The 17478-nt window shown below is 40.6% G+C and carries 15 protein-coding genes; 9 read left to right on the top strand and 6 right to left on the bottom strand.

The features are described from left to right. Positions 1–125: 125 nt before the first annotated feature. On the bottom strand, positions 126–2330 hold the full coding sequence (locus tag V6E90_RS03375; RefSeq protein ID WP_332604503.1) for a TonB-dependent receptor: 2205 nt from the start codon (positions 2328–2330) through the stop codon (positions 126–128). Positions 2331–2615: 285 nt separating this feature from the next. Between V6E90_RS03375 and V6E90_RS03370 the strand changes: the two genes are divergently transcribed. Together V6E90_RS03370 and V6E90_RS03365 are read left to right on the top strand one after the other, a co-directional pair. Then, positions 2616–4688 (top strand): TonB-dependent receptor plug domain-containing protein, encoded by a 2073-nt coding sequence (locus V6E90_RS03370; RefSeq protein WP_262757795.1) that lies wholly within the window; start codon positions 2616–2618, stop codon positions 4686–4688. Between the two features lie 155 nt (positions 4689–4843). After that, positions 4844–5065 (top strand): DUF6500 family protein, encoded by a 222-nt coding sequence (locus V6E90_RS03365; protein ID WP_332604502.1) that lies wholly within the window; start codon positions 4844–4846, stop codon positions 5063–5065. Here the strand turns inward: V6E90_RS03365 and V6E90_RS03360 are convergent. From V6E90_RS03360 to V6E90_RS03350, 3 genes are read right to left on the bottom strand one after another with little or no spacing between them, the layout of a single operon-like run. Continuing rightward, entirely contained in the window at positions 5062–6531 is a 1470-nt protein-coding gene (locus tag V6E90_RS03360) for a sulfite reductase subunit alpha (RefSeq protein ID WP_332604501.1), read from the bottom strand. The genes V6E90_RS03365 and V6E90_RS03360 overlap by 4 nt on opposite strands. A gap of 9 nt (positions 6532–6540) precedes the next feature. Continuing rightward, complete coding sequence (locus V6E90_RS03355; protein ID WP_262757797.1) at positions 6541–7131, bottom strand: PepSY-associated TM helix domain-containing protein; 591 nt, start codon at positions 7129–7131, stop codon at positions 6541–6543. A 33-nt stretch (positions 7132–7164) separates the two neighbouring features. Then, positions 7165–8736 (bottom strand): DUF2271 domain-containing protein, encoded by a 1572-nt coding sequence (locus V6E90_RS03350; protein ID WP_332604500.1) that lies wholly within the window; start codon positions 8734–8736, stop codon positions 7165–7167. Between the two features lie 315 nt (positions 8737–9051). Here V6E90_RS03350 and V6E90_RS03345 point away from each other — a divergent pair, with 315 nt between their 5' ends. From V6E90_RS03345 to V6E90_RS03335, 3 genes are all read left to right on the top strand, one after another. Next, positions 9052–9939, top strand: a complete 888-nt coding sequence (locus V6E90_RS03345; RefSeq protein WP_332604499.1) for a DUF4198 domain-containing protein — start codon at positions 9052–9054, stop codon at positions 9937–9939. Positions 9940–10060: 121 nt separating this feature from the next. Next, positions 10061–11062, top strand: coding sequence for an AraC family transcriptional regulator (locus V6E90_RS03340; RefSeq protein ID WP_332604498.1), 1002 nt, complete (start codon positions 10061–10063; stop codon positions 11060–11062). A 96-nt stretch (positions 11063–11158) separates the two neighbouring features. Next, on the top strand, positions 11159–11782 hold the full coding sequence (locus V6E90_RS03335) for a sterol desaturase family protein (RefSeq protein ID WP_332604497.1): 624 nt from the start codon (positions 11159–11161) through the stop codon (positions 11780–11782). A gap of 64 nt (positions 11783–11846) precedes the next feature. Here the strand turns inward: V6E90_RS03335 and V6E90_RS03330 are convergent, their stop codons facing one another. Then, the gene (locus V6E90_RS03330) at positions 11847–12179 is read right to left on the bottom strand and encodes a DMT family transporter (RefSeq protein ID WP_159724952.1); all 333 of its coding nucleotides are present in this window, start codon (positions 12177–12179) and stop codon (positions 11847–11849) included. A 110-nt stretch (positions 12180–12289) separates the two neighbouring features. Next, a complete protein-coding gene (gene mnmG, locus V6E90_RS03325; protein WP_332604496.1) occupies positions 12290–14170 on the bottom strand; it encodes a tRNA uridine-5-carboxymethylaminomethyl(34) synthesis enzyme MnmG in 1881 nt (626 codons plus the stop codon). 252 nt (positions 14171–14422) lie between these two features. Here mnmG and V6E90_RS03320 point away from each other — a divergent pair, with 252 nt between their 5' ends. From V6E90_RS03320 to fis, 4 genes are all read left to right on the top strand, one after another. Next, complete coding sequence (locus V6E90_RS03320; protein ID WP_332604495.1) at positions 14423–14815, top strand: hypothetical protein; 393 nt, start codon at positions 14423–14425, stop codon at positions 14813–14815. Between the two features lie 183 nt (positions 14816–14998). After that, entirely contained in the window at positions 14999–15904 is a 906-nt protein-coding gene (prmA, locus tag V6E90_RS03315) for a 50S ribosomal protein L11 methyltransferase (RefSeq protein WP_016540942.1), read from the top strand. A 14-nt stretch (positions 15905–15918) separates the two neighbouring features. After that, complete coding sequence (locus V6E90_RS03310) at positions 15919–16779, top strand: DUF3426 domain-containing protein (protein WP_023270286.1); 861 nt, start codon at positions 15919–15921, stop codon at positions 16777–16779. 374 nt (positions 16780–17153) lie between these two features. Then, positions 17154–17423, top strand: a complete 270-nt coding sequence (fis, locus tag V6E90_RS03305) for a DNA-binding transcriptional regulator Fis (RefSeq protein ID WP_001086304.1) — start codon at positions 17154–17156, stop codon at positions 17421–17423. The last annotated feature ends 55 nt before the right edge of the window (positions 17424–17478 follow it).

The raw sequence follows: 17478 nt of genomic DNA, 5'->3' as shown, positions 1-17478 counted from the left end.
ATTCAATAAGATAGATATAAACTATATCTTTTTAATAGAAAAAACTGTTCATTTTCAGCAGCTAAAAAATAAGAAAGCACTTTTGTCTAGACAAAAGTGCTTAAAGTCACAATAACGTATTTAGATTAGAACTGGTAGTTCAAACGCACCAAGAAGTTGCGTGGCGTACCTGGCATTGATTCTGAACGCCAGTATTCTTTATTGGTCACATTATTGACAGCGAAAGTAATATTCCAAGGATCAGCACTATAACCAATCGCAGCATCTAATCGAGTAAAACCAGCAAAGTCAGTTGGTTCTCTATCTAAGTTCCCGTTTGGATAAATTTTAGCATCACCAACATAAGTTGCCCCTACTTCACCATAAATCTTATCGGTTGGCAGATAACGAACAAAGAGATTACCTGTATGGCGAGGTGTATTGTTTAATTCTTTCCCAACATTTTGTGGCTTAGGATCTTTAGAGACCTCTGTGTCCATATAGCTATAACCACCACGAACAAATAAATTATCCAAAGCTCGGCCAATAAAACTAAACTCAATACCTTTAGACTGATGCTGCCCACCTACAGCCCATTTTTCTGGCTCACTTTCTGGATTTGGTTTATAACGAATATTATTTTTACGGATATCATAAACAGAAAGTTGTGTATTTAAGCGATTATCTAGCCAATCACTTTTTACACCAATTTCATATTGTTCGTTATATTGAGGTTCTGCATCAAACGCATTTACTTTTGTATCCGCAGATACCACACTCACTCCAACTCTTCCACCAAATGGTGCAAAACTCTTACTATAAGAGGCATAAAAACTCTGACTTTCTACAGGTTGCCAGATAAAGCCGATATTTGGGCTAAAGCTTTCACCATCAATACGACGTTTATAATTATCATCATTACTTTTGAGCAAACGATTGGTCGTTTGTGATTGGAAATAATCATAACGCCCGCCCAACATCACTTTAAAATAATCATTAAAACTGATGAGGTCTTGAATAAATACGCCATAACCTTCGCCTTGGTTATAGTTGTGTGCATTAAGTTTTAAGTTGCCCGAACCTCTAGAACTACTACGCTCCCCAGTTAATGGATTGACATAACCATAAATACCCGTCTCGTCATTATTCTTATTTGCTAAAAGTGGCTCACGTTGTTCATAAGTCCAGTCGGCACCGACCAATAAATTATGTTTAATACGACCTGTATCAAACTCACCACGGATATCAAAAGTATTGCTGGTGGTTTTATTATCAGTTCTTTGCCAATAATAAATTTGTGAGATATCTCCGACATGACCTTTACATGTACCGGCATTCGCTATTGTAGTTTTTTCTGTCGTACATAACCCGCCTGCATAGAAGTGATCAAAATTTTGCTCTGCTTGGCGATAACTTAGTGCCCAATGAAAATTCCAGTTTGGCGCAAACTCATAATTCAGGTCAGAACGAGCAACTTGTAAAACATCATTAACATAGTCTCCCTCTTGGGCAAAACCTGTTTTGATCGAGGTTCCCTTTGGAAGCGCTGTATAAGATGGTCCACGATCTGGCACACGATGCAATTTATCGTAGGTATATTGCATGGTCCAAGTTAAACCCTCATCATTTTTATAGGTAAAACTTGGTGAAAGCATTTCAATTTTATTTTCAATGCCTGAACGGAAACTATCAGACTCTCCATATTCTCCAGTTAAACGTACAGCAACGTTATCTGTGAGCACTTGGTTGAAATCCATTGTTGTTCCATAGTTATCATATGAACCACCATAGATACCCACCGAGCTTTTTGAATCAAAGTTAGCGAATTTACTCACCATATTGATTACACCCCCACCCGAACTACGGCCATATAGTACGGATGCAGGTCCTTTTAAGATTTCAATGCGTTCAATATTTGCTGTGCTACGACGAACCTGACCGCTTTCACGAATACCATCACGATAAATATCGCCCGTATCTGCATTGAATCCCCTTAAATTAATCCCATCACCACGCATGTCATAACTGGTTGATACACCTGGCGTCCCTTGTAGCATGACGCTAAGGTCATTAGCCCCATAAATTTTATATTTTTGCACATCAATGGTATCGATGGTTTGTGGAATATCTTTTTTCTTAAGACCATTACGAGTCACACTGGCCTGATCATAATCAATATAACTTTTGACTGGATCAAGCTCACTCATCGCCTCAATTTTAATGGTCGGCATCACTGCAGCTGGTGCAGCAGTCTCATTGGCAAACGCATACTGTGCTTGCAATAGCATCATGCTTAACAAGCTAAATTTAAAAATAGGCTTGTGATGCATATTTAAAGGTAAAGAACGCATAAAACTTCTCAAAAAACTCAGACAAAAATTAAAAAAATATTAAAAATAATAAAAACGCCACAATTTTAATAAAAATCATTCTCATTTTCATCATTTTTTGCATTAATTTTTAACTTAATAGGCCATTTCTTATGCATTTAAAATTTATGCTTCATTTTCATCTTCAAACCCAAGCTTGAAAATAATTTTTAAATCTTTGAGTTCTTAGGAGTAAATTCCATTTTTCTACACAATTTTACATTAGGCTACACGGAAAATAATTTGATCATTTTTTGGGGGTTGATAATGAAGAATACTATTTCTTATGGAAAGTTGAGTGTACTCAGCTCAGCCTTACTCAGTATAAGTGCATCCATTTACGCGACCGAACCCCAGACTAAGCCACCCACTTCAACGTCGACAGAATCAAGCACACAGCTTTTACCAACCCTTTCATTCAAAGCTTCTGCAGAACCCCAAAAAGCCAAAGATGATGATATTAGTGCGGTACCGAAAACTATCATTAGCCGTGAAGAAATGCTGCAATACGGCGACCAATCTGTGATGGATGCTTTAAGACGCGCTGCTGGATTTCAGATCCCGGCTTTTGGCCAAGGACCACGCGGTGGTAGTGGTGCTTCAGGCATGCGTTTTCGTGGTGGCGGAGCACCCACCTTTTTAGTCAACGGTGAACCAGTGCAAGGAGGTCCTCGTGGTGGGATGTCCGTCATTGATACCATTACGCCAGAAATGATTGAACGTATTGAAGTGATCAAACAACCGAGTGTTGCCCAAGCCTCAGTTGCATCCTCCGCTGTCATAAATATTATTTTAAAAGAGCCATTAGATACCCGCTTAAATGGAACAGTAAAATTAGGCTACGGCTTACGTGATAATGGTGAACAACAATCAGAGCGCAAACAAATCAACATTCAAGCAGACGGTCGTGAAAATCAGTGGTCGTATAGTGTCTCTGCCAATCAAATGTGGATAGACAATACCTCAATGACTAAAACAGAAACAGCAACAGGAACGCGAGAACAACTTCGTACCACTAACCGTACCATGCAGATGTTTTCCCCTCGCTTACAATATGATCTGGATGATCAACAAAAATTGATTGCTGAATTGTTCTATCGCAATATCAAAATGGATGGCTATTCGGCCAATCAAACTCAAGATGACAAAAATGATAGTATTCGCTTAAACACCCGTTATGAACGTAAAGACAAAGACCTGAGTGATAAAATCCGCTTGTCTGTTGAACGTCAGACGGAAACCCAGCTCACGCGCTCGCCACAAAATACAATTTATACTGATGAAACGGTAAATGAGTATGGTCTTGCTTATGATGGGGTTCGTAAATTAGATAAAGACCGTCAAATTAAATTTGGTTTTGATACACGTAGCAACGAACTCGATAGTAATGTGAGCAAAAGCCTTGATGAACAACGCTATGCTGTTTATGGTGAGGGTAGCTGGCGTTTTACCGACCGCCAAACCATCACTGTAGGTGCACGCCAAGAATGGTTAAATCGTTCGGGCTTGGTTGATTACCAAGATCAACATTTAAGTCCTGTTTTGGCATATCGTTTTGACCTAACCGAGCAATGGTCGATTCAAACCAATTTAAGCCAAGCGTTTAAAAGTCCGAATACCGATCGACTGATTCCGAATGTGACTGTCTCTACAGATACTGATGCAGGTAGCTTGAATAATCCCGATCGTGGCGGCAATCCCAATCTAAAACCAGAAAAAATTCGTGCGGCTGAATCCACCCTCGCCTATGACTCTGCCAGTGGTGGTCTGAGTTTAACGGCCTATCATCGTGAAATTAAAGATTACATCGAGAAAGTCATCTCACTTGAAGGTACACGTTATGTGGAGCGCCCACAAAACCAAGATCAAGCGACCACCTATGGTGTTGAATTGTCTGGACGCTATGCACTCAAACAAACTGAAGCTGGGCATTCATTTATGCTCAATGGACAAGTCTCAACGATTCGCGCCAAAATTGAAGATGAACAACACCGTGAACGTTTAGCCAGTGATGTTGCACCTTATAATACCAGTGCGGGTTTATCGTATAGCTATAAACCATGGCAACTCTCGACCAGCGTGAATGTGAGTTACACGCCTGAATTTACCCGTGCCTTAGATAGTCAACCCTATGATCGCACCACCAATGAACGTTTCAGCTTAGATCTCAGTGCAACCAAACGCTTTAGCCATGGCTGGGCAGCGAGTCTTAATCTCAACAACGTCTTGAGTACCCATTATAAGGAACGCTTAACCAACCAAGCCGATGGGAGTCTCTATCAAGCAAGAACCAATGAAAGCATCCCTTCCTTCCAATTTTCATTGGAGAAAAAGTTCTAATTTTCCTTGGCTTTAAAATCATTGAAACAACTCAATCAGTACAGGCATAGCTGACTTGAGTTGTTTAAAAATAAGGATTAAACCAAACGATTACAATCATTTATAATTTTAATGCTATGATACAATCAAACTTATCCTCCAGAATTTAGAACACAATGAGAGCCGAATTAAGAGCCAAAATTATTCATGTCTGCAATGAAAAAATTGCCAAAAAAGGCGAAAACGTCGGGCTTTCTTTTTATGCTTTCTTTGCCAATAAAAATGATGATCCTGAACTTCTCATGGAGGCTGCCCATTGGTGGATCATAGCGCATCGACTGGATCATTTTGAAAAAGCCAGCAAGATTAAAGCACTGGTTTTAGCTGAATCCGATTAATAGACATCGCGCTGATAGCGCTGTTGTTGTTTAAGTTGCTCCAGCAAATCAACACCCAAAACCTCTTTTAAGACCTGATCAACGCCACCAGCCATTCCCTTAAGGCTACCACAGACATAAATTGCTGCGCCTTGCGCAACCCAAGTCTGTAATCGCGCCGATCGCTCTTTTAAACAGTCTTGTACATAGATTTTTTCGGCTTGATCACGGGAAAATGCATAGTCAACTTGATCGAGAAAACCATGCTGTTGCCAGTAATGAATTTCCGTCTGATAAAGATGATCGAATTGCTGCTGTCGTTCACCAAAAATCAGCCAGTTTTGCTGATAACCCCAATGTTCTCTTTGGCGTAAATGTGCCAGCAAACCCGCAATCCCTGTACCATTACCAATCAAAATCAAAGGTCTAGCATCATGCGGTAAATGAAAGCTTGGGTTATGACGAATATGAGCTTGTAAAATTTGGTCTCGCTGCAAGCCTTGTGTCAGCCAGCCAGAGCCTAGACCCAGACCTGTTTCCGTATATTGTTGCCTAACGACCAGCTCAATAAAGCCATTTTCAGGCAAACTGGCAATCGAATACTCACGCTTGGGTAAGCGCTCAAATTGGGTTAACCATTGCTGAAAAGACTGCTCTACTTGGGTTGGTAATTTTCTTAAATTCAAGGTGCTTAATTGAGCGATCAACTTAGCATTTATTGGTTGATGCTGTGATTGCAAAAACGCCTCAATATCATCCAGATTGTTTTCGCATTGGATCTCTAAAATATCACCTGATGACCAAACCAAGTCCTCATCCCCAATCAATTGAACTTTATAAATCGGCTCACCAATACTGCCTTTATTTAAACACTGCCGATGTGCAAACTTGAATTGCAGCACCCGTTCTGAATGGGTTAAATCACTGAACTGTATTGAAGTCAGCTGTTCTAATCTATTTAACCAGTGTTCTAAATCACGGCTCTTCATTTGATCCACTAAAACTGTATCAAATAAAGGCTGTGCCTGCTGTTGAAGCAACCATTGTTCCAATCGCTGTCCAAATTGACAGAAATTAGCATAGCGCCGATCTCCCAAAGCCAGCACTGCAAAGGATAAATGGGATAAATCTAAGTTTTCGCTAAAGCACTTATTCATAAAGGATTGTGCACTATCGGGTGCATCCCCCTCACCATAGGTACTCACCACCCATAAAATTCGTTGCTGTTGAATTAGATCATCGTGGCTCAGTTCCTGAATATTTTTGACTAAGACTTGATCACCCAGCAAACGTAATTGTTCCGCGGTATGTTTCGCCCAAACTTCTGCATGTCCCGACTGACTGGCATAGACCACCAAATAAGCTGGATGCTGTTGTAGAGAAGTTTTTGACTGTCTTTGCTGACCGTACAACCACGCAATCACAAAAAGATGTAGACCCAATAATATTGCTAAAATTGCAATAACGATCAGTACGGCTTGAGTCATGACTTCACCTTAAATGGCAAACCAAATGAGTAAAATAATCGTCAATAAACTTGCCGCAGTTAAAAGCAAATGGGTAATTAAACGCGTTTTAATGGTCAAAAATAAGATATAGCCCGCCAAGGACAGTAAAATAATGATGATCGCACTGATATCAATCAACCAGTGCCATGTTGCACCGACATTTTTACCGCGATGTAGATCATTGAGCAGTGAAACCGTGCTTGCGGGCTTCTGCGTGATTTCCACTTGACCTTCATCCATCAACACCCATAGGTCTGTTGAACCCGCAGGGCTCTCCAAACGAATCATCACTTCCCCATCCATCACTTCACTGCTTTTATAACGCCCAATCAGCGGCTGCTTGTCTCGAACAAAATCTAGAATCGCCTGAGTTGGATTTTCTTGTTTTTGGATCGCACTGACAAAAGCAGCGGGTAAAGTGAGTTTTACAATTTGTTCATCGTTAGATGATTTAAACCAATCGGGATTATTCAACAACAATCCAGTTGCTGCAAAAAAAATCAGCACAATGAAAGCAAAGGCAGATAGCCAACCATGCACATAACGTGCATGGCGGTAAAAATCACGGCGTTGATACAAGAGACAAGCCTCATGGAATGAGTGAGCTTTTAATTAAGCACCACGTTGAAAGTTTAATTTCAGTGTACCAATTTCAGCCTGCGCTGGAAGTGTTTTGTTCTGTGCTTTAGGACCCACTTCTAATTCAAAGCTTTGATAGGAATGATCACCATGCTCACGCGAGGTTTCAATATGGATTAAATATTTACCCGCATCAACCATCTTGCCTGTCTCATCTTTACCATCCCAAGCCAAGCGATATTGTCCAGGCTGACGCGATGGCTTAGCCACTGCATCTAGATTTGGCATTTGACGACCATAGCGACGCCACCACACATAATTTGAATTGATCCATTTCTCATCTTTACCCCAAACCGCAAGGGTACGCACCAATTTTTTATCACTATCCGTGACCCACACTGAAACATAAGGCGCACGATAATTATCAACGGCAAGCTTAGGAATATTGACCTCAACTTGTGCCTGATAACCTTTAGGCCAAGCCGTTGCTGCGCCATTGCCTGCGACATGACGCATGATTGCAGCTTGATTGGCATCTAATAGTGTAGACCAGCCTGAACTTTGGTAAAGACTACCATCAGCCGCAACCAATTGTGCTTCAAATCCAACTAATTGCTCAATCAGTTGCATCCCTTCCTGAGGTGACATGGCCGTTAAAGCGGTTGCCAAAGCATCTGCATCCGCAGCACACTGTCCAACCACCACACATTGTTCAATGGTTTGAATCGGCATACCCGTTTGTGGGTTGAGTAAATGCGATTGACCTGCCAATGAACGATAACCCTGACCACTCAATGCCACTGCTTGATCTTTAATATTCAAAACCTGAGCTGGTGCGGCATTATCAAAGCGTTCATTTGGATTTTGAATGCCAATTTTCCAGCCTGCTTGTTGGGGTGATTGGCCCCACACCCGCATATCACCGCCAATATCAATCAAAATTCCTTGTAAATGTGGTACCGCTTGTTTTGCTGCAATCAAGGCACGATCAATCACATAACCCTTGGCATAAGCATCTGGTGCAATTTTGACAGCTGAATCGAGTTTAATCTGTTTGGTTTCTGGGTTTAGCTCAATACTTTGGTTTTTTAATTGACTTAAAAGCGCTTCTTGGGTTTGGTCATCTAGGTTTTGTACCTGATGAGTTTGCTCCCACAATTGAATCAATTGACCTAAACGTGCATCAAAACCACCACAGGTCGCACTACGCCATTGTTCACATGCTGCAATTACTTCATACAGTTCAGAGGAAGCTTCGATCTGTTGTTCACGATTGAGTTGAGTAATTTCACTGTCATCACGCCATACCGATAAAATCTGATCCAAACGTGCCACTTCGTTCTGAATTGCCTGTAATGCCTTTTCCGCATCTTTTTGATGTGGAGTGGTCACAACCACATCCAAAGAAGTTCCTAAAATATGATCTTGATGAAAGCTATAACTTGGCGTTTGAACAGGTGCTTGTAGTGTCTGAGGGTCTTTTACAGTAGTTTCATTGGCCTGAACTATAGTCACTGGAGACATGAATACAGCGATGGCTGCCATCAACGGAGATAAACGAAAAATGATGTGAATTGGGCGAAAAATTTGTTGCGTTGATGACATCGTTAAGCTTCCATTTTCTAAGATTTACCTAAGCCAATACATAAGCTTTATGAAAAGCAAATGGCTTGGTCTCACGCATAAATTACAACCAAAATAACATGAAAGTGAAATCATTTTATTTTCAATAAAATCAAAAACATTCTATTCACTTGAGATACACATTAGGGAGAAAAATAACGTGTTCATCTATATATGTCTAATGGCATAAAAACGATTAAAAATTTATCGAAATAATATTGCAACTGATACTCGTTATCAAGTAGATTGTAGCAATTCTTTTGCATTTTTGTTTATTTCTCTTTTAAGGAATTCTTCATGCGTCATCTGCTCACTATTGCTCTATTTTCTGCGCTACCAACCCTCAGCTTTGCCCATACAGCAAGCCCTTTTTTATTGCCAGAAGTATTCGACAGTAAAGCGGATAACGTGAGCTTCCAAAGCGGAATCACCATTGAAAAATTTTTTGTCGCAAGTCGTAACTTTAAAACAGATTATCAACTCACCACTCCCGAAGGTAAAACGGAAACCATCAAAGCAGCAGCCGAATTAAAGAAATTCAATATTGCTGAAGCTAATTTAAGTACAGATGGCACTTATCGACTTCGCACGCAAAATGCGACCGGCAACCCAACCAAATATGCATTGATTGATGGTCGTTGGTTACGTGTTCGCCCACAACGCCCTGCCAATGCCAATCCAATGCCGCCACAAGGCAATAATGCAGAGCAAAAAGCACCTCAAGCACCAGCAAATCAACCACCCCGTTTTATTGCTGAAGACCAAATTCCTGCTAATGCAAAAACTGCTCAAACCATCAACACCTATATTGCTGAAAGTTTTGTCACCAAAGGCAAACCAAGCGCTGTACCTACCGTGAGCAACAAAGGCTTTGAATTTAAGTTCCTCACTCATCCAAATGAGTTGTTTGCAGGTGAATCTTTTAAAGCACAAGTGCTCATGGATGGTAAGCCTGTTCCAAATCTAGAAGTTGATGTCTTTAAAGGTGCCAGCAGCTATCAACCGAATGCGAAGCGTGATCAGCCCCATGTAAAAACCAATGCCAAAGGTGAGGTTGAAGTAAAATTCAGTGAAGCAGGGATTTATCTGATCACCACGAGCTATCCTGAAGCCAATAGTGACAGCAGCAAACAGCCTATTGCACAATCTTATACCTATAGCGTAACGGTTGAAGTCACCGAATAAACAGATTCAATAAGGTACTTATCACAGCATAAGTACCTTCACCCCTTAGACTTAACTCAATCCATTCCTATCTTAAAAAGAACAGCGTATATTGTTTTAAAACACCTCTTTGCCCTGTTTTATGACTTCAAGAAAAACCTCTGATGCAGGCATCTTTCTATGGATGGTTTACCAAACCATGCAAAAGATGGATCTCGATGCTGCCGCTATCTTTGCCAGTGTTCATCTGCCCGATCAACCACCTGATAAATTTGTACGCCGTGATAACGCAACTCAGCAGCGCTTTTGGCAAGCTGCTGAAGAAATCAGCCAAGATGCTGATATTGGCTTACATATTGGTGCGAATGTGCCACCATTTCGCGGACAAGTGATTGAATATCTTTTTCTCAGCAGTCCAACCTTCGGTGAAGGTCTAAAAAGGACCATTCGCTATCAAGCCTTACTGACTGATGCAATGTCCTTTAGACTCGAAACACTTAATGAAAATATGGTGATGATTTCAGGTCTCAATCATCCAATACGGCATTATCTGGAATGTGCGATTGGGATTTTACTCAATTTCTTTAAATACATCAGTGATGGAACTTTTACACCAACTGAAATTGGTCTGCCTTATCTAAATGGCGCGCCTCAAGAAAAATATCAAAAAATATGGGGATGTCCAGTTAGACTCGGTCAAAGTAATGGCTACATTTGCTTTGATGAGACACAATTAGCAATACCCTCTGCTGCACACGAACCTGAACTGTTAAAAGTACATGAACATCATGCTGCCTCACAGCTTGAGCTATTGAACAAACACCAGCTTATAAACGAAATCGAAAAAATCTTGGCCAGTGGTTTATTAGAATCTGGCGAATTTGATCAGAACATCATTGCTGAGCATTTAGGACGTAGTGCGCGTAGCTTAAGAGCTGATTTACAACTGTTAAATACCAGCTATGAAAAAATCATTGCTCATTATCGTGAACGTCTGGCACGGCGACTGCTTTCCCAAACTGAAGAAAGTATTGACCAGATTGTTTATCTTACTGGTTTTTCTGAACCCTCCGCTTTTTCAAGAGCATTTAAACGATGGACTGGGGAAACACCAACGGCATATCGTCAACGTAAACAAGTTTAAATTGATTTAATAGGCTGATAAAAGCTGCCAGATAAGTCAAAAGTTTTAAGCCTTTCCTTTCTAAAATCCGATCTATGTTAGACGAGGTAATCCAACATGATCGGTTTTCCAGTAGGTGTTTTTGTTGCTAATGGTATGGAATGGTACTTTCACAAAGTCTGGTTACATGAATTTCCAAGCAAGAATAGAAACAGTCCTTTCTTTACCCATATTGCTCACCATAAACGCGCTCGCTTAAATGGCTTTCATGATGAAGGTTATGCTGAGTCGATGTTTAAAAATTCTGAAATGTACAATGAAAAATCGGCACTCATCGGCCTAGCGGCTGCATCCACCATTTTTCTACCGATTGCACCCTTCTTTACTGCAGGGCTTTACTATGGCATTTGGAATTATTGGAAGGTGCATGCCAAATCACACCTAGATCCAGAGTTCGCTAAAAAACGGATTCCTTGGCATTATGATCACCACATGACCAGCAATCAGAATGCGAACTGGTGTGTGACCAAGCCTTGGTTTGATTACATCATGGGAACGCGAGTGATGACCAATGTATCTGAGACTGAAACCAATCCATTGGCAATCAACATGCCAAAGTGGTTAGAAAAAAAAGTAAATCATGTAGCACGTCGCTTGTTGCCAAAAGCGTATGCTCAAATTGATGCCAATACGCAATTTGATCAGCAAAATTTAAAACAAGGGATTGAAGTGGCACTTTAAGAATAGAACCAACGTATGCTTAAAACCGAACGAGACTTGCGTTCGGTTTTTTATTATTGCAATATTAATGCGAGCTGGTTTTAGACAGCAAATTAAGAATCAACACACCACTCATAATCAAGACAATCCCAATGATTCCCCAAATATCCAGTTTTTGATCAAAAACAAACCAGGCGACTGTGGTAATCAACACGATTCCAACACCAGACCAAATCGCATACGCAATTCCAACAGGAATAGTTTTCAAGGTCAAAGACAAGCAATAAAATGCAATGACATAGCCCACCACAACCACGATAGACGCAACAGGTTTGGTAAAACCCTCACTACTTTTTAAGGCTGATGTCGCAATCACTTCTGCAGCAATGGCAATGAATAAAATAATCCAGTTGTTCATTTACTCACCTCCCTCAATCAAACACAACCTAACAGAATTTGTATAGCAGAAAAAAACACCCTTTTATAAAGGGTGTTTTTAACATTAACGGCTACAGACGAAGGCGGCAATTATGCCGACTTTTTCGCCATATTATTTTTACGGATCGTGATCATCAATAACTGTACCGCAGCTGGTGTTACCCCTGGGATACGACTTGCTTGCGCTAAGGTTTCAGGGCGAACAGTGTTTAACTTTAATGTGATCTCACGTGATAAACCTGAAATACCCTCATATTCAAAATCTGTAGGGATTCTAGTTTCTTCGAGACGTTTTAATTGAGCAACATCTTCATGTTGACGATTAATATAACCTTGGTATTTTACCGCAATTTCAATTTGCTCGCCCACTTGCTCAGATACTTCTGAACCGGTTAATTCAGCAATTTGAGTAAAATTGATATTCGGACGTTTCAGCAAATCAATCGCACTACATTCTTTACTCAGATCAGCACCGGTCATTTCGACGAATTTTTTACCCATTGGGTTATTCGGTGCCGCCCATAAATGCTGTAAACGAGAGGTTTCACGCTCAACTGCTTCCATTTTTTCACTATATGCAGCCCAACGCTCATCATCTACCAAACCAAGTTCACGGCCAATAGAGGTTAAACGTTGATCGGCATTGTCTTCACGCAACATCAAACGATATTCCGCACGCGAAGTGAACATACGGTACGGCTCTTTGGTACCCAATGTAATCAAATCGTCAACCAATACACCCATATAAGCTTGATCACGTTTTGGTGTCCATTCTTCTTGTTCCCAGGCACGGCGTGCAGCGTTTAAACCCGCAAGCAAACCTTGTGCACCCGCTTCCTCATAACCGGTAGTCCCGTTGATTTGACCAGCAAAGTACAGATTTTGAATCGCTTTGGTTTCAAGTGTGAATTTTAATGCTTGCGGATTGAAGTAGTCATATTCAATTGCATAGCCCGGACGTAGAATATGTGCATTTTCCATACCACGGATTGAACGAACCAAATTGAACTGCACGTCAAATGGTAGAGAAGTTGAAATTCCGTTTGGATAAAGCTCATGGGTATCTAAGCCTTCTGGTTCCAAGAACACTTGATGTGAATCTTTATCAGCAAAACGATGAATTTTATCTTCAATTGATGGGCAATAACGTGGACCAACCCCCTCAATCACACCGGTATACATTGGTGAACGATCTAGACCACCACGAATAATCTCATGGGTTTTTTCGCTGGTATGCGTGATATAGCAATTCACTTGTTCAGGATGCATAGAAGCATCCCCCATAAATGACATCACTGGAGATGGGAAATCACCCGGCTGTGGTGTCATGACAGAAAAATCGACGGTGCGGGCATCAATACGTGGTGGAGTTCCCGTCTTTAAACGCCCAACAGGTAATTTCAGCTCACGCAAACGATGCGCTAAAGCAATTGATGGAGGATCACCCGCACGGCCACCACTTGAGTTCTGTAGACCAACGTGGATCACGCCTCCCAAGAAAGTCCCTGTCGTCAATACCACTGTTTTGGTATCAAAACGGATACCCATTTGCGTCACAACACCTTTAACAGTATCGCCTTCAACAATTAAGTCGTCTGCAGCTTGCTGGAAAATATCCAGATTCGCCTGATTTTCTAAAGTATCGCGAATCGCTGCTTTATAACGTACACGGTCCGCTTGCGCACGTGTTGCACGCACAGCCGCACCTTTACGAGAGTTTAAAATACGGAATTGAATACCACCTTTATCCGCAGCAAGTGCCATTGCACCACCAAGTGCATCGATCTCGCGAACAAGATGTGATTTACCAATACCACCAATTGCTGGGTTACAGCTCATCTGCCCCAAAGTTTCAATGTTATGCGTTAACAATAATGTTTGTCTTCCCATACGTGCCGCAGCAAGCGCTGCTTCCGTACCAGCGTGACCGCCGCCAATTACGATAACGTCGTAAACTTTAGGATAGTGCATAGTGGTAAATGTGTATTCAAAAAAAGACAGAGCATTATACAGGAGTTTTGCATTAAATTGCCAAAAACCGTCAAGATAGTTGAGGATTGCAACTCCCTGTTCTGGCTACAGAACATACAAAAAGAAACCTTATGTTGCATTTTTCTCTTAGACGGCACACAGCGATTCATCACTATTAACTTGAACACCACTGTTTTATCTGCCCAGTTTCTTATTCTAAAAAGTGTATAAAAAATACTTTAGGACAATGATATGAACTCAAAGCTTTTATTTTCATCTCTTATTTGTAGCCTATGTTTTAGCGTAGCTGCGCATGCAGATACCAAAGCTAGCCAAGACCAACAGGCCAAAAAATATCAACAGGTCTGTAAAGGCAAAAAACAAGGTGATCCAGTTTCATTTGCATTTAAAGGCGTTGTTTTCAATGGTTCATGTGAGCCAAATGAAGCGGGTAAGTTAGCATTCCAACCGCCAACACCAGCATCTAATGCGACCGTCGAGACCCAAAGTCGCCTTTCTGAAACCCAGTCTGCTCCTCGTCCAGTCAGTAGTGCACCTGTAGACAATAGTACTGCGCCTATGGAAGCGCCTCCTATGGCTCCTACACCGCCAGTAGCGCCTGATGTCGAACAAACTACACCTTAATGCAGAATAAACAAATGATATAAAAGAAGGCCAAATTTGGTCTTCTTTTATATAAAAACAATATAATAGATTGCATTAGGACAAAATATTTCATCTTAAAATTGTAATCTGTCTACTTTATAATCCCTTTAACAAGCATGAATCTATTACAATAAGCACAAATACATTTATTTAGGTTTTCCTGTGAACTGGCTACAAATTCATATTACTGTTGATCAAAACCAAGTCGAACTGACCGAAACATTACTCCTGTCATTAGGCGCGGTGAGCGTGACTTTAGATGATGCTGAAGACCAAGCTTTGCTTGAGCCATTACCTGGAGAAACCCCGCTTTGGAATAAAGTTATCGTCACGGGGATTTACCAACAAGAAGAAGATGACCCAATTGATGTCGATACTTTAGAAGCTTTCTTAAAAGGCCAACTTCCTGATGTACCTATGCGCCATGAATATCTAGAAAACCAAGTTTGGGAACGCGCGTGGATGGATTATTACGAACCAATTCAAATTGGTGAAAAATACTGGATCGTACCAGAATGGTTAGAACCCCCTGAAGCTGATGCAACCAATATCAAGCTAGATCCAGGTCTGGCTTTCGGTACTGGCAACCATGCCAGCACTTTCTTGTGCCTGCAGTGGTTAGGTAAAACCGATGTAAAAGACAAAGTTGTCATCGATTATGGTTGTGGTTCAGGCATCTTAGGTGTTGCGGCTTTACTATTGGGTGCTAAAAAAGTCTATGCGACTGATATTGACCCACAAGCGGTACTTGCGACTAAACAAAATGCAGAATTAAATGGTGTACTGGATCGTCTTTCTGTAGGATTACCCGAAGAGTTTGATCAAGAATTTAAACCACAACAAGCAGATGTCCTTGTCGCCAATATTTTAGCGGCGCCTTTAATGGCACTTGCGCCTGAATTCTCAACTTTAATAAAAAATGAGGGCGAGTTCGCACTTGCTGGTGTAATCGAAGAGCAAGTTGCTGATGTTTCTAGTGTTTACTCACAGTTTTTTGATATATTAGAGATCGAAAAGCGTGAAGAGAACTGGTGTCGCATTTCAGGAAAACGTAAAACAACAATTTGAGAACATTGTTACTTATGAGTGAAAAACAAACCCGCTGCCCTAAATGTTCAACTGTGTACAAAGTGACCCTTTCACAACTCAGTGTTGCACAGGGTATGGTTTGTTGTCCAAAATGCGTCATTAACTTTAATGCATTAACCAACTTATTAGAAATAGACAGTGAAGCGATTCCGACACCTGTCAATCGCTCACTTTTTTCTTCAATTCAACCTGACAGCTCCTTTGCAGAAAAGCAAATGCAGATTTTGAGCATCTTTGATCAGAAAATTGAAAACTCAAATATTGATTTATTGACCTACCTCAACAACCTCAATTATTTCAATACCGAGCCTGTTACCGCCCTCCCCAATTTAAATCTTTCAGAAGATACTTTACTGATTGACCATGAGAATAATGAGAAGCAGCATGGGTGGATGTATTACACCTTATGGGGTGTTGGCAATATTGCTTTGATTTTAGTTTTTGCTTTTCAGATTTTGTGGTTCAACCCAAAACTCATGCACGAAAGCCCTGCCCTAAACCAGATGTTTAATTATGCCTGTGGTATTTTCTCGTGCCAAACCAGCAATGAGCAATACAAATATCTCAGCTTTGAAAAAGTAAAAATTAAGCGTGGAGAAAAAGACGCAACTGTTTTTTCGGGCGTACTTTTAAATCATCACGAGAATAGTGTAGTACTCCCTTCTATTAAAGTCGTGCTCAAACAAAATGATGAAGCTGTTTTTAATGTACTACTCAAACCACAAGACTATTTGGTTGACAGTTTAAAAACGATTCAACGCATTCCATCAAACAGTCCATTTCGCTTTGAATTTAGCCTTCCGAAAAGCAAAAATAGCTTCAATGACTATAGTTTAGAATTTGTACAGCCCTAAAAGATCAAAAAAGTGACAAAAAAACAAAAAAAAGTGCAGTTAATTTGCTCACTTTTTCGCTGACAGTGGTATGATACGCGCCACGAATGCTTTGACCTACTTACTCCTCGTAATTTACAGACAATAAAATCGTTAAACGAACTGTGCTTCTATCCCATAAGCGCATTGTTGGTTTTTTTGTTTTTAAAAGTAGGCGGTAACAAATATTTAACTATTGTTACGCTTATTTTTTACACAATTCGAGGATTTGTGGCAAGCTAATAGTCCTTTTGTTTTAGAGTCACTGTTTTAGGATCTAAAACAGGGCTCAGTAATTTAGACCACATTTATATTACTTTACCCAAGTGATATTTTGATTTTTCGGATTAAAACGCATGAATAGCAAATCTCCTATTTTTACGGCTCAATCTGATGTCGCTCTTCGCATCCATGTAGATCGCGCAGTTCGTCATTATTTTGCACAATTGCAAGGTGAGCAACCATCTCAAGTTTATGACATGGTTTTAGCAGAAATGGAGAAACCTCTTTTATCTGTGGTCTTAGAATATACTCGCGGCAATCAAACACGTGCCGCTGAGATTTTAGGCCTTAACCGCGGAACTTTACGCAAAAAGTTAAAAGCTCACGGTTTAATGAGTGAATAATTGATAAAATGCTCACGTTCTCGTGGGCATTTTTTTTGCCTTTTATTTTCAATCT

Source organism: Acinetobacter sp. ESBL14 (assembly GCF_036668815.1).
GTDB lineage: Bacteria > Pseudomonadota > Gammaproteobacteria > Pseudomonadales > Moraxellaceae > Acinetobacter > Acinetobacter gyllenbergii.
The sequence above is the reverse complement of the archived record's forward strand: the minus strand, read 5'-3'. Positions and strand labels throughout refer to the sequence as shown.

Coding starts and splice junctions, on each gene's coding strand:
- V6E90_RS03320 (WP_332604495.1), top strand. CDS start 14,423: ATGAACTCAAAGCTTTTATTTTCATCTCTTATTTGTAGCCTATGTTTT.
- V6E90_RS03340 (WP_332604498.1), top strand. CDS start 10,061: ATGACTTCAAGAAAAACCTCTGATGCAGGCATCTTTCTATGGATGGTT.
- V6E90_RS03330 (WP_159724952.1), bottom strand. CDS start 12,179: ATGAACAACTGGATTATTTTATTCATTGCCATTGCTGCAGAAGTGATT.
- fis (WP_001086304.1), top strand. CDS start 17,154: ATGAATAGCAAATCTCCTATTTTTACGGCTCAATCTGATGTCGCTCTT.
- V6E90_RS03370 (WP_262757795.1), top strand. CDS start 2,616: ATGAAGAATACTATTTCTTATGGAAAGTTGAGTGTACTCAGCTCAGCC.
- V6E90_RS03360 (WP_332604501.1), bottom strand. CDS start 6,531: ATGACTCAAGCCGTACTGATCGTTATTGCAATTTTAGCAATATTATTG.
- V6E90_RS03365 (WP_332604502.1), top strand. CDS start 4,844: ATGAGAGCCGAATTAAGAGCCAAAATTATTCATGTCTGCAATGAAAAA.
- V6E90_RS03335 (WP_332604497.1), top strand. CDS start 11,159: ATGATCGGTTTTCCAGTAGGTGTTTTTGTTGCTAATGGTATGGAATGG.
- V6E90_RS03350 (WP_332604500.1), bottom strand. CDS start 8,736: ATGTCATCAACGCAACAAATTTTTCGCCCAATTCACATCATTTTTCGT.
- V6E90_RS03345 (WP_332604499.1), top strand. CDS start 9,052: ATGCGTCATCTGCTCACTATTGCTCTATTTTCTGCGCTACCAACCCTC.
- V6E90_RS03375 (WP_332604503.1), bottom strand. CDS start 2,330: ATGCGTTCTTTACCTTTAAATATGCATCACAAGCCTATTTTTAAATTT.
- mnmG (WP_332604496.1), bottom strand. CDS start 14,170: ATGCACTATCCTAAAGTTTACGACGTTATCGTAATTGGCGGCGGTCAC.
- V6E90_RS03310 (WP_023270286.1), top strand. CDS start 15,919: ATGAGTGAAAAACAAACCCGCTGCCCTAAATGTTCAACTGTGTACAAA.